This is a genomic window from Microbacterium sp. JZ70 (genome assembly GCF_053903225.1).
The window spans coordinates 493,335-505,179 of record NZ_CP096405.1; the positions used below are offsets into that span (position 1 = coordinate 493,335).

An 11,845-nucleotide genomic window follows, 5' to 3' on the forward strand; every position below is an offset into this window, starting at 1 on the left:
GGACTGTCGCTCCGGGCGGAGCGCTCCTGGTGCCGCGCCGCCATGGCGCGAGCGGGCATGGATGTCCCCGCGGGATCAGCCAACCGGCTGTGAGCCGCCTGTGTGCAAGCTGTGTGCGCTATTTCACCCCTCTTTTCACATCATCCCGAGCATCCGTAATATCGGACGCCGGTTCCGACCTATGCTCGACCGCATGTGTCCTCGCGCGCGCGTCTCCGTTCTCGCAAGGACACTCGCGATCCTCGCCATCGCCCTCAGCGCGACGGGGTGCACCACGACGTCCGCGCAGCCGGAGGAGCCGGTTCTTCACGAGCTCGTCAGCGTTCCCGAGGACGCGGCGACGATCTCGGAGGGCGTCGACCTCGTCGCCCCGGGCGGGATGGTCCTCATCGCCCCCGGGACCTACGCGGAGGAGGTGACCGTCGACAAGGACGACGTGACGCTCCGCGGCGAGGACCGGAACGAGACGATCATCGACGGCGGCGGGACGAACTCGTTCGGCGTCTTCGTGCCCGCCGACGGCGTGCGCGTCGAGAACCTGACGGTCCACTCCACGCAGTTCTACGGGGTGCTCGTGACCGGGATGCACGACGAGAACGGCCCTCTCGCGCACGGCGGCCCGGGCTACACCGAGCTCGACCCTGAGCGGTTCCCGCCCGTCGAGCGGTTCTCGATCGACCACGTCACGGCCTACAACAACGGCCTCTACGGCATCTATGCTTTCAACGCCCGGCACGGATCGATCACCGACTCCTACGCGTCGGGCTCCGCGGACTCGGGCTTCTACGTCGGCCAGTGCGAGGACTGCGACATCCTCGTCGCCGGCAACGTGGCAGAGCGCAACGCCATCGGGTTCGAGAACGCGAATGCGTCCGACTCGCTCACGATCGCGGGCAACCGGTTCTCGGGCAACCGCATCGGGATGACGCTCATCTCGAACTACCAGGAGGCATTCACCCCGCAGCGGGAGAACGCGGTGTTCGGCAATCTCATCGTCGACAACGCGAACGGCGAGTCGCCGGCCCACGCGCTCGGCGGGTTCGGCGTCGGCCTCGCCGTCAACGGCGGCCAGCGCAACGTGATCTCGGCCAACCGCATCGAGGGAAACCCGACCGCCGGGATCCTGCTGTCGAACTCCGAGGACATCCCTGCCGAGGACAACGCCTTCTCGGACAACGCCGTGTCCGGCAACGGAGTCGATGCCGTGGACACGTCGGCGGAACGCGCTCTCGGCCGAGGGAACTGCTTCGACGGCGCAGGACCCGCGACCTCCGCCCCCGAGGAGCTCCGCGCGACGTCGTGCCCTTCGGATGCGGTCGCACCCGGCGGAGGGACGACCCCCGACGTCGAGGTGCCGCGCGGCATGAGCTTCCTCCAGATCCCCGCTCCTCCCGCGCAACCGGGTCTCGACGACGTGGAGACCCCGCCGCAGCCCCTGCCCGCCGCGGTCGAGATGCCCGCAGCCTCCGAGCATCCGCTGCCCGAGCGGACGCTCCTCGAAGACCGGGCGGCCGTCCGGTGAGAGGCCGCCGCCTGCTGCGCCGCCTCCTCATCGGCGGTGCCGTGTCGACCGTCCTCGTGGCGGCCAGCGCATGCGCCCCGACGCCGGCCCCCGCAGAGGATCCCGCTCAGGACGCTCGTCCCCTGTCATCGGACGAAGCCGAGAGCCTCGCGATGATGCGGTTCCGGAACTTCGACGCCGGCGTCCGCGCCGTCGAGCTCAGCGTCGCGGACGCGGGCCAGGACTACGCGGTGTCGGGGTGGGTCGACTACGCCGCGCACCTCGGCTACGCGACGATCGACGCCCGCGGCGAGCGCTCGCTGATCGCATGGAGTGCCGACGCGATCAGCAGCCATCCGTCGGCGGACCCGACGCCGCCGCTGCCGCCGCCCGGGCTGGACGCGGACGCGGCCGAGTGGACGACGAGCGATCTCGTGCCCGACGCGTCGCGCCTGCACGCCGCGCTCAGCGTGGTGCTCTCCCTCACCTCGGACCGCCCCGACAACCCGCTGCTCCTTCAGCAGACGGATGCCCGCTGGCTGCGGGAGGACACGATCGGCGACGTCGCCGTGGACGTGATCGCGGGCCCGACCTCCGACACCCCCTACGACCCGGAGTCGGGGGCGGCGGACGATGGGAGCGACGCCGTCCTGCGCTACTGGATCGACGAGAGCGGCCTCCTTCACCGGGCGGAGGTGCGGCTGGGCGGGAGCGGCGAGTGGACCGCCGTCGAGTTCGACGAGGCTCCCGGCGTCGCGTTCGCCGACGCGTTCCTCGGAGCCGGGCGATGACCGGCCTGCCTCGACGCGATCTCCTGCGCGGCGTCGCTGCCGCGGGCTTCGGCGTCGCGGCCGGCGCGGTGGGCGGGTGGTCGGCGTCGCGCGCCTTCCCGGCCGAGGCGGCGGAGAGCGGCGAACCGGAGTCCGCACGGGAGACGGCCGCGCCCGGCGCCTTCGCCCGCGTGGACCCGCACGGTGCGCACCAGGCGGGCATCGCCCGCCCGTCCACCCCTCAGGCGCACGAGGTCGTCACCGTGCTGGACCTGCCGGATGTCCCCGCCGCGGATGGCGCGGATGAGACGTTCCGATCCGGTCTCGGCGAGATGCTGGCACACCTCGGCGAGCTCATCACGGCGCTCGTCGATCCGGGCCCCGACGGGGAGAGCGCGCGCAGCTCCGCCGGCATGTTCGAGGGGCCGCGCGACCTGACGGTCACGGTCGGACTCGGCCCGCGGGTGCTCGCGGCCCTGGACAGCTCGCTCCCCGGCGCTGAGCCGCTCCCTGCTTTCGCGGGAGACGCGCGTCTTCCCGCCGAGCGCACCGGCGGCGACCTGCTGATCGCGGTCTGCAGCAGCGACGTCAACGACGCCGCTGCAGCGTCTCGCGCCCTCGTCGCGCGCTCGGGCGCCGTCCCTCGCTGGGCGCAGCGGGGGTTCCGCGGCGTCGGGAAGGGCACCGTCGCCCGGAGTCCGATCGGCTTCCTCGACGGCATCATCGTGCCGCACGGCGATCGGGAGATGTCGGAGCACGTGTGGATCGCGGACGGCCCGCTCGCGGGCGGCACGATCTGCGTCATCCGCCGCCTGCGGATCGACATCGAGCGCTTCCGCGCGCTCGCCCAGCCGCAGCAGGAGGGCGTGGTCGGGCGACGGCGCGGCGACGGCTCGCCGCTCTCCGGCGGCGCGCGCGACGACGAGGTGGATCTCCTCGCCAAGACCCCCGAGGGCGAGTTCGTCGTCCCGGCCCGCTCGCACGTTCGCGCCGCCCACCCGTCCTTCACCGGCAGCGCGCTCATGCTCCGGCGTGGGTACGGGTTCGACGACGGCATCGCCGCTGACGGCACAGCCGATGCGGGGCTCCTGTTCACGTGCTTCCAGCGCGACCTGCGCACGTTCGTCCAGACCCAGCACCGGCTCGACGAGGTGGACGACCTCATGGGGTTCACGACGACGACGGCGAGCGCGAGCTTCGCGATCCTCCCGGGCTTCTCGGACCGGCGTAGGCTCGGGTCCACACTGGTGTGACCGCGTCGCCCGACCCGCCGTTCACCCGAGAAGACCCCGCGGCGCACGCGCGCGACCGCGGGTCGAGGAGGGAGGCCTGGAACGTGACATCACGCGCTTCGTTCCCGACGGCGCCTCAGCCGCCGTCCGGGTCGATCGTGCGACCGCGGCTCCTGGCCGCTCTCGACGGACCCGAGCGCCTCTGCATCGTGCGCGCCGCGGGAGGCACCGGCAAGACGACGCTGCTGACGCAGTGGGCCGAGCACGCGCACGAGGCTGTGGTCGTCTGGATCGACGGCGACCCCGCGCCGACGTCGCGTGCGAGCTTCTGGCTCCGCGCACTGACCCAGGTGCACGCCCGCGGACTCGTCGACGATGCGACGCTCTACCGCGAGGTCGCCGCGATCGCCGACGCCCCCGGCGACGTGGAATCGGCGATGAGGCGGACACTCGACGACGTCGCCGCACCCGTCACGCTCATCGTCGACGGCGTGCACCCGGGTGCCCACGGCGACGCGTGGGACGAGGTCGCGCACGATCTGCTCCGCCTCCTCCGCGATGTGCCGAGCTTCCGCTGCATCGTCGCCACCAGCCAGCCGACCGCGCTGGAGCATGCCGAGCCGTCGCTCGGGCGGCGCGTGCTCACCGAGGCCGATCTCGCTCTGACCGACGACGAGGTCCGCGCCGTGTCCGAGACCGCGTCGCCCTGGCTGTCCACGGGAGCGCGCGACCTCATCGCCGGCAACGACGCGTCGCGGCACGTCGGCTCGCTCCGGTACAGCCTCGACGCTGTCGCGCGCTCGGGCGAGCGCGAGAGCGACGATGTCCTCGCACACGCGCATCGCGAGCTCATCGACCGGCTCGGCGACTCGAAGCTGCGCGACTTCGTGGGCGCCACCGCGCTCTCCCCGGTCCTCGACGCGGATCTCGCGCGAGAGCTCACGGGGCGCGACGACGCATCCGAGCTCCTCACGCGCCTGGAGAGCGCGGGTGCGGGTCACTGGATCGAGTCGCACACGGGCGCCCGACTCTTCCGCTACGGCACGCACGTGCGCGCGCAGGCCGCTGGGGAGTTCGCGGCACGCAAGCCGCACGCGCTCCGCGACCTCCACGCCCGCATCGCGCAGTGGCTCTTCCACGAGCTCAAGGACGACATGGCGGCGCTCGAGCACGCCCTCGAGGCCCGCGACCTGGAGTTCGCCGGCCACGTCGCCCTTCGGGCGCTCCCGCTGAACCGCGACGAGGGATCGCGGGTCGTCGAGCTCCTCCGCCGCATCCCCGCGGTCCAGATCCACCGCCATCCCCTGCTCGCGCTCTGGTACGGACTCGTCCTCAATGCCGACCCGGCGACCCACAGCCGCGCGCCCGAGTTCTTCGCGTCGGCGGGCGTCATGGCGCGGCTGCAGAGCCGAAGCCTCAGCCCCTGGGAGCGCGCGGTGCACCGCGGACTCGAGAGCGTGGTGTGGCGGATGCTGGGTCAGCCGAGGCGGATGATCGATGCGGCACGACGCTGCATCGATCTGCTCGAGGAGATGGAAGCCGCGCCGAGCCCGGAGGACCGTCTCGCCGACATCGCGAGCACCCTCCTGTACCAGAGCGGGGTCAGCGCGTTCTACGCCGACGAGCCCGACACCGCCCGGCGCGCGTTCTCTGCCCTCGTCGAGTTCTCGGACCGCCACGACTTCCGACATCGCCGCAACGCCGCACTGTCGGGTCTCGCCTTCCTCGACGCGATGGCCGGGCGGGTCACCTCCGCCCGCCGCACCCTCGAGCGGATCGTCGACGCCGACTGGCCGCACACCTGGCGGGACGGATACATGGGCGCTCTCGCCCGCATCGCGCGCGCGTGGGTCCTGCTCTCGGAGCCGGACCCGCAGGGCGCGCTCGACGAGCTCACCGTCCTCGATCCGCACTTCGACACGATCGAGCACTGGGAGCTCATCCTCATCGCGCGCGTGCTCGCGGAGAGCATGCTGGGGCGCCGACGCGAGGCCGCCTACCGATTCGAGCGCGTTCGCGCGGCGCGCACGAAGCGGTCGACCCTCCCCTCGAGCCTCGACCGCCTCGCGACCGCCGAGGCTCTGCTCGACCTCGTGACCGGCCACATCGCCGATGTGCGCCGCCGGGGGAACAACCGGCGCTCCTCGCCGCTGCTGCGCGCCGTGGAGGGGATGGCCGAGTCGGCGCTCGCCGGCTCGGCCGGCGCGACGCCGCTCATCGCGCGCGCGGAGCGCGACGCCCGCGACCCGGTCGACGAGCTGTTCGCCGCGATCTCGGCCACCACGCTCGCGCTGCGGACCGGCGGCCTGCGCGATACCCACCGCACGGCGGCCCGCATCGCGGGCATCGTCTCCGAGCACGGTCTCCGCTGGCCGCTCGTGCTCGTCTCCCCCTCCGACCGCGAGCGCATCCTCGCGGCCCTCGAGGGCGCCGCGGAGTTCGGGACGGCCGAGGTGCTCCGCGACGCCTTCGCCGCGTTCCCCGCCCAGATCGACGACTCGGTCTGGGGCGCGGAGGCGGCGCCGGTCCTCAGCCGCCGCGAGACCGTGGTCCTGCATGCGCTCGCCGAGACGGGCAGCAGGGCCGAGATCGCCGAGCGCCTCTTCGTCTCGGTGAACACCGTCAAGGCGCAGCTGCGCTCGCTCTACGCGAAGCTCGGCGTCAGCTCACGCGAGGAGGCTCTCGCACGCGCGATCGCGCTCGACCTCCTGTCCCCGGAGGACGACAGCGACGGAGAGGAGGCCGTGTCGTGAGACGCGTGCTCCTCCTCGCACTCGCGCAGTGCGCGGTGCTCGGATCGCTCACGGCGCCCGCGGTCGTCGGGCTCTCGATCATGATCCGGGACATGGTCGGTGCCGACGCCGCGCCGGGGGCACTCGCCGGTGTCGCCGCGGCCGGCTCGACCGCGGCGATGCTCGCGAATCCGCTCTTCGGATGGGCCGCCGACCGCAGCCGCGTGCCCGGTGGACGACGCACGTGGCTTGTCGCGGGGGCGATCGCCGGAGTGGCGGCATGCGCCGCGGTCGCGTTCGCGCCGGACGTGCCATGGCTCGTCATCGCATGGATGCTCGCGCAGGCGAGCTACAACGCGTGCTTCGGCGCGATCAACGGGCTCCTCTCGGAGGGGCTCGCCCCGCAGGACCGCACCCGCGCCGCGGGCGTCTTCTCCGCGGCCTCCCTGATCGGGACGCTCCCCGGCCTCGCCGCCGCGGCGCTCCTTCCCACGAGCATCGTCGCGATGACGCTCATCGTCCCGTGCATCGCGGCCGCGGCCATCCTGTTCGTCGCCCTGCGACTCCGTCGCCTTCCGGGGCGCGCGTCGGCCGAGCCGTGGAGGCTGGGTGCGGTCGCCGCGCTGCTGACGCGGCGGTTCGTCGCGGTGCTCGCCGTGCGGTTCGTGCTCGCACTCGAGCTCGCCGCGGGCCTCACCTTCAGCCTCTACCTGTTCCTCGACCGGTGGGGCCTCGAGGACGCCCTGGCCGTCCGCCTCGTGTCGCTCGCGACGCTCATCGGCGCGCTCGGCGTCGTCGCGACCTCCGTTCTCATCGCGGCGACGCCGCTTGCGCGCGTCGACCCGCGTCGTCTCCTCGCCCCCGCGCTCATCGTGCTCGCGCTCGCGATGGTCGGGCGCGGCCTCGCCACCGAGGTGCTGCACTTCCACATCGCCACAGCCCTCGCCGGCTGCGCGATCGGCGCGGGCTTCACGTCGACCCGGTCGATCGCCCAGGCGGCGCTGCCGCCGACGGAGTCCGCACTCGGACTCGGCGTCTTCAACGTCGCCAACACGCTGGCGCCGATCGTCGCGCCCGTGCTCGCGAGCACTCTGATCGCCCCGGGACTTCTGCCCGGGCTCCCCGACGGCTACGCCGTCATGTACGTGCTGCTCGCGGTGCCCGTGCTCGCGTGCCTCGCGACGCTGCCGCTCCTCGGCTACGCGTCGACCGGCTCGAGGCCGATGAACTTCATCCGGTCCTCGCCGTAGAAGCACGACTGCAGCGCGAACGCGCCCTTGAGGCCCACGAGGTCGGCGGTCGACGACCAGATCTTCGAGGTGTACCGGATGTCCACGATCTCGTAGACCTGGTCATCCCCCTCGACTCGGATGCGCTGGCCCATCTCCCACGGCAGGAGCACGTCGCCGCCGCAGTTGTTGTGCGCGGCCCACACGGGCGGCACACCGTCGCGCTCGTACGAGAGCATCTCGGTGAAGGTTCCGTCGCACCAGTCGAGCTCGGTCTGGCCGCCCGAGACGCCGAGCTTCACGGTCGGGAGCTCCTCGAAGACCTCCTCCTGCACCTGCTGGACCTTCTCGGCGACGCCGACCTTGATCGCGCCATACGCCTGCTCGACCGACTGCGGGGCGAGGAGCGTGCCGGCGCCGAGGCCGATCCCGCCCACGAGGAGCAGGACGCCGAAGACGGTGAGGACCGTGTTCCAGGCGCCGCCGCGACGCGATCGCTTGGCCGCGTGCTGTCCGCCGCGTGCGCGACGGGTCACCGGCGGAGCCGACGGGTGCTCGGGCGATTCGCTCATCGCGGGTCCTTTCACGATCCGCTTGCGAGCTTACGCCAGGGGGCCATCCGAGCCGAGGCCGGGCTCCCTCTCCCCAGCGATCTCCCGGCCCGGGCCATCCGAATGACAACGGTGTGATTCATCCCCAGCTCGCCTCACACCTGTGAATAACAGAGGTGTAATTCATCCCCAGGTGGGGATAGATCTGTGGATAACCCCGTGGAGAAGTGGGGGAACAAGGTGGAGAACCCCGTGGAGAGGGGGTGGAGAACGGGGGGTTAACCGTGGAGAACCTTCCCACAGCTGTGGACAGCCTGTGGAGAACTCGCCCGATCCGGACGTGCGCGCAGCCTGCCTGCGTGGGTCGCGAGCCGCGCACCTGCCGCCAGTGGCCGCCATCCGCGCCCACAAGCGGCCCCACGCGGCAGGCGCCGGGGGCACGCGAAGGGGCCGGATCCCAGACGGATCCGGCCCCTTGGCGTCTGCCCTGCGTGTCAGGTGAGCGACGGGTATCCCAGCACGGGCGGCACGGCGAGGAGCACGAGGAGCGCGACGCCCACGAGCGACAGCAGCGCGATCTGCAGACCGCGGCGGTTGCGGCCGCTCGTCCGAGCGAGGACCAGTCCGACGACGAGGCCCGTGATGAGGCCGCCGACGTGCGCCTGCCACGAGACGTTGAACCCCGGGATGAACCCGATCACGAGGTTGATGCCGAGCACGACGAGGATGCCGCGGATGTCGCCGCCCAGCCGGCGCCCGATGACGAGCAGCGTGCCGAGGAGGCCGAACACGGCCCCCGAGGCGCCCACGACGGGCGTCGAGAAGGCCAGCAGGGCCACGGCGACCGAGCCGCCGATGGTCGACAGGATGTACAGCGCGAGGAAGCGCCCGCTGCCGATGATCGGCTCGAGGATGCGGCCGATCATCCACAGCGACAGCAGGTTGAGGCCCACGTGCCAGAAGCCGCCGTGGACGAGCGCGACCGTCACGAGCCGCCAGGGCTGCGTGGTGCCGGTCAGCTCGGGGTACAGCGTCGGAGCGTAGAACGCGAGCCACTGCTGGACGCCGATGGCGCCGCCGAAGCCGTATCCGTCGACCATCTGGAGGAGGTAGGCGACGGCCGTGATGCCCGCGATCCACGCCATGACGCGCGGACGGCCGCCGGCGATGGCGACCGCGCCGCCTCCGCGCCAGCGCCGCTCAGCGCGGCGCTGGGCGGGTGTGCGGCTCTTGCGCTGCTCCTTCATGCACTCCGGGCACACGACGCCGACCGGCCCCTGGGTCTGGCAGTCCGCGCAGATCGTGCGCAGGCAGCGCTGGCACAGGACGAAGCTCTGGCGATCGGGGTGCCGATAGCAGTAGTCGTCGGGATTCCGGGGTCGGTCGGCGGTGGTCACGCGAGCGCCGTGTCAGACGGCGACGACGTCGATCGACGAGATGACGACGTCCTCGCGCGGGCGGTCGGCCGCGCCGGTCGGAACCTGGGCGATCGCGTCGACCACGGCGCGCGACGCGTCGTCGGCGACCTCGCCGAAGATCGTGTGCTTGCCCTGCAGCCACGGGGTGGGGTCGGTCGTGATGAAGAACTGCGACCCGTTCGTGCCGCTCAGCTTGCCCGTGATGGCGTTCGGGCGCTTGCCCGCGTTGGCCATGGCGAGCTTGTAGGGCGCGTTGAAGTCGAGCTCGGGGTGGATCTCGTCGTCGAACGTGTAGCCGGGGCCGCCGACGCCCTGGCCGAGCGGGTCGCCGCCCTGGATCATGAAGTTCGGGATGATGCGGTGGAAGATGACGTCCTTGTAGAGGGGGCCCTCGCCGGCTGCGCCCGTGCGCGGGTCGGTCCACTCCTGCGAGCCGTCCGCCAGCCCGATGAAGTTCTGGACGGTGCGGGGTGCGTGGTCCCCGAAGAGGTTGACCACGATGTCGCCGTGGTTCGTGTGGATGGTCGCGACGGCGGTGTGCTGAGTCATGGGCACATTCTCTCAGAGTCCGCAAGGCCGGAGCTGATCGGGGATGCCATCTGGCAGGATGGTCGAAAGCAGACCCCATCGACGCGGGAGGGCACACGTGAGCCTCAGCCTCAGCAGGAAGCAGAAGAAGGAGCTCAAGAAGCTCCAGCAGTCCGCGGCGCACGTCTGGGAGGCGCAGCAGGTCGTCGCCGCCGGCGCCGCCGACGTCGCACGGCAGGCGGGTCGCCAGCTCGAGACGTTCGGGCGCAAGCAGGTCGCACCCGCGGTCGAGGAGAAGTACCACGAGATCCTCGAGCCCTACGTGAACCGGGCTCGCCCGTTCGTGGACCAGGGCGTCAAGGCCTCGAAGAAGTTCATCGACGGATCGGTCGTCCCGGTCGCCGGCGCGGTCGTGGGCAAGGCCCTCTCGGCCTGGGACGTCGCCGCCGAGACGCGCGACAAGCTCGCCCGCTCGCGCGCCGGGCTCCCCGTCGTCGCTCCCAAGAAGAAGTCGAGCGCGGGCCCGGTCATCGCCCTCATCCTCGGCATCGCCGCGGCCGCGGGCGTGCTCTACGCCGCGTGGCAGACGCTGCGCGCCGACGACGAGCTCTGGGTGGCCGACGACCCGCTCGCGGCGCCCGACGCCTGACCTGAGGATCCGGCGCGGCGGGGCGACCCGCCGCGCCGTTCCGCTGCGCTCGCGGGTGCTCCTCGCGGAGCGCCACGCTGAGGAGGAGAGCGGATGGCCGACAGCACGACGACGCAGGACGGGCTCGAGCGCGTCCGCGCGGCCGCCGCGCAGCGCGGACTCGACATCGACGTGCAGGCGTCTCCGCGTGCCGCGTCCCTCGAGGAGGCCGCCGCGCTCCGCGGCATCGCGCCCTCCGACATCGTCAAGACCCTCGTCGTGAAGGGCAAGGGCGACCGGTTCTACTTCGCGCTCGTGCCCGGCGATCGCTCGATCTCGTGGTCGAAGCTGCGCGCCGTGGTCGGCGTGAACAGGCTGCGCCTGCCCGAGCCGCCCCTCGCTCTCGAGGCGACGGGCTACGAGCGCGGCACGATCGTCCCGCTCGGATCCACGCGGGACTGGCCCGTCTACGCGGACGAGCGGATGGTCGGCAAGCGCGTCTCGATGGGCGCGGGAGCCCACGGCTACACGCTGTTCGTCGACGCGGACGCCCTGATCGCCGCCTACGGCGCGACCGTCGCCGATATCACGGACCCGATCGAGGCCATCCGCTGACCGCTATCCCGAGACGCGGACCGAGGACGCCTTGTTGTTCATCGTGCTGCTGATCGAGCTCGAGTACGAGTAGTACCCGTACGACGCCCCGCCGTAGTTCGTGTGCTCGTAGACCTTCACCTTGCAGTTCGAGTAGCCGCGCATCGACGAGGCGCGGTCCTGGAAGGAGATGTTGGCGTTGCCCATCCACTGCCCCGACACGCACGAGCTCGATCCGTAGAGGTCCCAGTACGAGCCGGTGTATGATGTGCCGTCGTACAGGCGCGCGAGCAGGTACGTCGCCGCGACGCCCGCCTCGAGCCCGTCGGCACTCGACGAGCGGGCGGATGGCGCGGCCGCGTCGACGACGACCTGGCCGGTCTGCTCGAGGACGGCGGCGTGGAGGTCCTCCCCGCGCGGCACGCAGATGGTCTCGCCCGTGTCGACGAAGACGCCGCAATCCTGCTCGACCGATGCCGTCGCGGGCGCCGCCGCGATCGCACTCGCCCCGACAGCCGCGATGCAGGCGAGCACCGCTCCGATTCGCTTCCTCATGGCGCCCATGCCGACTCCTCTATCCGGAGCCCCGATCGACGAACCCCGTCCCCGGAATCTCGCACGCCGTGCGGACGGTGTCAAGGCGTTGTGTCCTCCGAATGGGG

The 11,845-nt window shown here is 72.0% G+C and carries 11 protein-coding genes; 7 read left to right on the forward strand and 4 right to left on the reverse strand.

Translation table 11 applies throughout. The features are described from left to right. The first annotated feature begins 193 nt into the window (after window positions 1-193). The 5 genes from M1D46_RS02175 to M1D46_RS02195 all read left to right on the forward strand — a co-directional run bounded on the left by M1D46_RS02175 (window position 194) and on the right by M1D46_RS02195 (window position 7,485). Entirely contained in the window at window positions 194-1,522 is a 1,329-nt protein-coding gene (locus M1D46_RS02175) for a right-handed parallel beta-helix repeat-containing protein (protein ID WP_456286466.1), read from the forward strand. Further along, on the forward strand, window positions 1,519-2,292 hold the full coding sequence (locus M1D46_RS02180) for a hypothetical protein (RefSeq protein ID WP_456286467.1): 774 nt from the start codon (window positions 1,519-1,521) through the stop codon (window positions 2,290-2,292). The genes M1D46_RS02175 and M1D46_RS02180 overlap by 4 nt, the downstream gene beginning before the upstream one ends. Then, the gene (locus M1D46_RS02185; RefSeq protein ID WP_456286468.1) at window positions 2,289-3,524 is read left to right on the forward strand and encodes a Dyp-type peroxidase; all 1,236 of its coding nucleotides are present in this window, start codon (window positions 2,289-2,291) and stop codon (window positions 3,522-3,524) included. The genes M1D46_RS02180 and M1D46_RS02185 overlap by 4 nt, the downstream gene beginning before the upstream one ends. 83 nt (window positions 3,525-3,607) lie before the next feature. After that, window positions 3,608-6,256, forward strand: a complete 2,649-nt coding sequence (locus M1D46_RS02190) for a LuxR C-terminal-related transcriptional regulator (protein ID WP_456286469.1) — start codon at window positions 3,608-3,610, stop codon at window positions 6,254-6,256. Beyond that, window positions 6,253-7,485: an MFS transporter gene (locus M1D46_RS02195; protein WP_456286470.1), complete on the forward strand. Its 1,233-nt coding sequence runs from the start codon at window positions 6,253-6,255 to the stop codon at window positions 7,483-7,485. Before M1D46_RS02190 ends, M1D46_RS02195 begins: the two co-directional genes overlap by 4 nt. Here the strand turns inward: M1D46_RS02195 and M1D46_RS02200 are convergent. The 3 genes from M1D46_RS02200 to M1D46_RS02210 all read right to left on the reverse strand — a co-directional run bounded on the left by M1D46_RS02200 (window position 7,434) and on the right by M1D46_RS02210 (window position 9,982). Beyond that, window positions 7,434-8,036 carry a hypothetical protein gene (locus tag M1D46_RS02200; RefSeq protein WP_421074861.1) on the reverse strand — a complete coding sequence of 201 codons (603 nt, stop codon included), beginning with the start codon at window positions 8,034-8,036 and terminating at the stop codon, window positions 7,434-7,436. The genes M1D46_RS02195 and M1D46_RS02200 overlap by 52 nt on opposite strands. 473 nt (window positions 8,037-8,509) lie before the next feature. Further along, window positions 8,510-9,412 carry a rhomboid family intramembrane serine protease gene (locus M1D46_RS02205; RefSeq protein WP_456286471.1) on the reverse strand — a complete coding sequence of 301 codons (903 nt, stop codon included), beginning with the start codon at window positions 9,410-9,412 and terminating at the stop codon, window positions 8,510-8,512. Window positions 9,413-9,424: 12 nt separating this feature from the next. Next, complete coding sequence (locus M1D46_RS02210) at window positions 9,425-9,982, reverse strand: peptidylprolyl isomerase (RefSeq protein ID WP_324013353.1); 558 nt, start codon at window positions 9,980-9,982, stop codon at window positions 9,425-9,427. Window positions 9,983-10,079: 97 nt separating this feature from the next. On the opposite strand from M1D46_RS02210, the gene M1D46_RS02215 reads away from it, so the two are divergent. Both M1D46_RS02215 and M1D46_RS02220 read left to right on the forward strand, forming a co-directional pair. Then, entirely contained in the window at window positions 10,080-10,610 is a 531-nt protein-coding gene (locus M1D46_RS02215; RefSeq protein ID WP_336619499.1) for a DNA helicase, read from the forward strand. A 93-nt stretch (window positions 10,611-10,703) separates the two neighbouring features. Beyond that, the gene (locus M1D46_RS02220) at window positions 10,704-11,204 is read left to right on the forward strand and encodes an aminoacyl-tRNA deacylase (protein ID WP_456286472.1); all 501 of its coding nucleotides are present in this window, start codon (window positions 10,704-10,706) and stop codon (window positions 11,202-11,204) included. Window positions 11,205-11,207: 3 nt separating this feature from the next. On the opposite strand, the gene M1D46_RS02225 is transcribed toward M1D46_RS02220, so the two are convergent. Next, window positions 11,208-11,747 carry a hypothetical protein gene (locus tag M1D46_RS02225; RefSeq protein WP_456286473.1) on the reverse strand — a complete coding sequence of 180 codons (540 nt, stop codon included), beginning with the start codon at window positions 11,745-11,747 and terminating at the stop codon, window positions 11,208-11,210. Between the last annotated feature and the right edge of the window lie 98 nt (window positions 11,748-11,845).

Bases quoted from the DNA above. Each gene is read 5' to 3' on its own strand.
- M1D46_RS02225 (WP_456286473.1), bottom strand. From the start codon at position 11,747: ATGGGCGCCATGAGGAAGCGAATCGGAGCGGTGCTCGCCTGCATCGCG.
- M1D46_RS02200 (WP_421074861.1), bottom strand. From the start codon at position 8,036: ATGAGCGAATCGCCCGAGCACCCGTCGGCTCCGCCGGTGACCCGTCGC.
- M1D46_RS02185 (WP_456286468.1), top strand. From the start codon at position 2,289: ATGACCGGCCTGCCTCGACGCGATCTCCTGCGCGGCGTCGCTGCCGCG.
- M1D46_RS02220 (WP_456286472.1), top strand. From the start codon at position 10,704: ATGGCCGACAGCACGACGACGCAGGACGGGCTCGAGCGCGTCCGCGCG.
- M1D46_RS02175 (WP_456286466.1), top strand. From the start codon at position 194: ATGTGTCCTCGCGCGCGCGTCTCCGTTCTCGCAAGGACACTCGCGATC.
- M1D46_RS02210 (WP_324013353.1), bottom strand. From the start codon at position 9,982: ATGACTCAGCACACCGCCGTCGCGACCATCCACACGAACCACGGCGAC.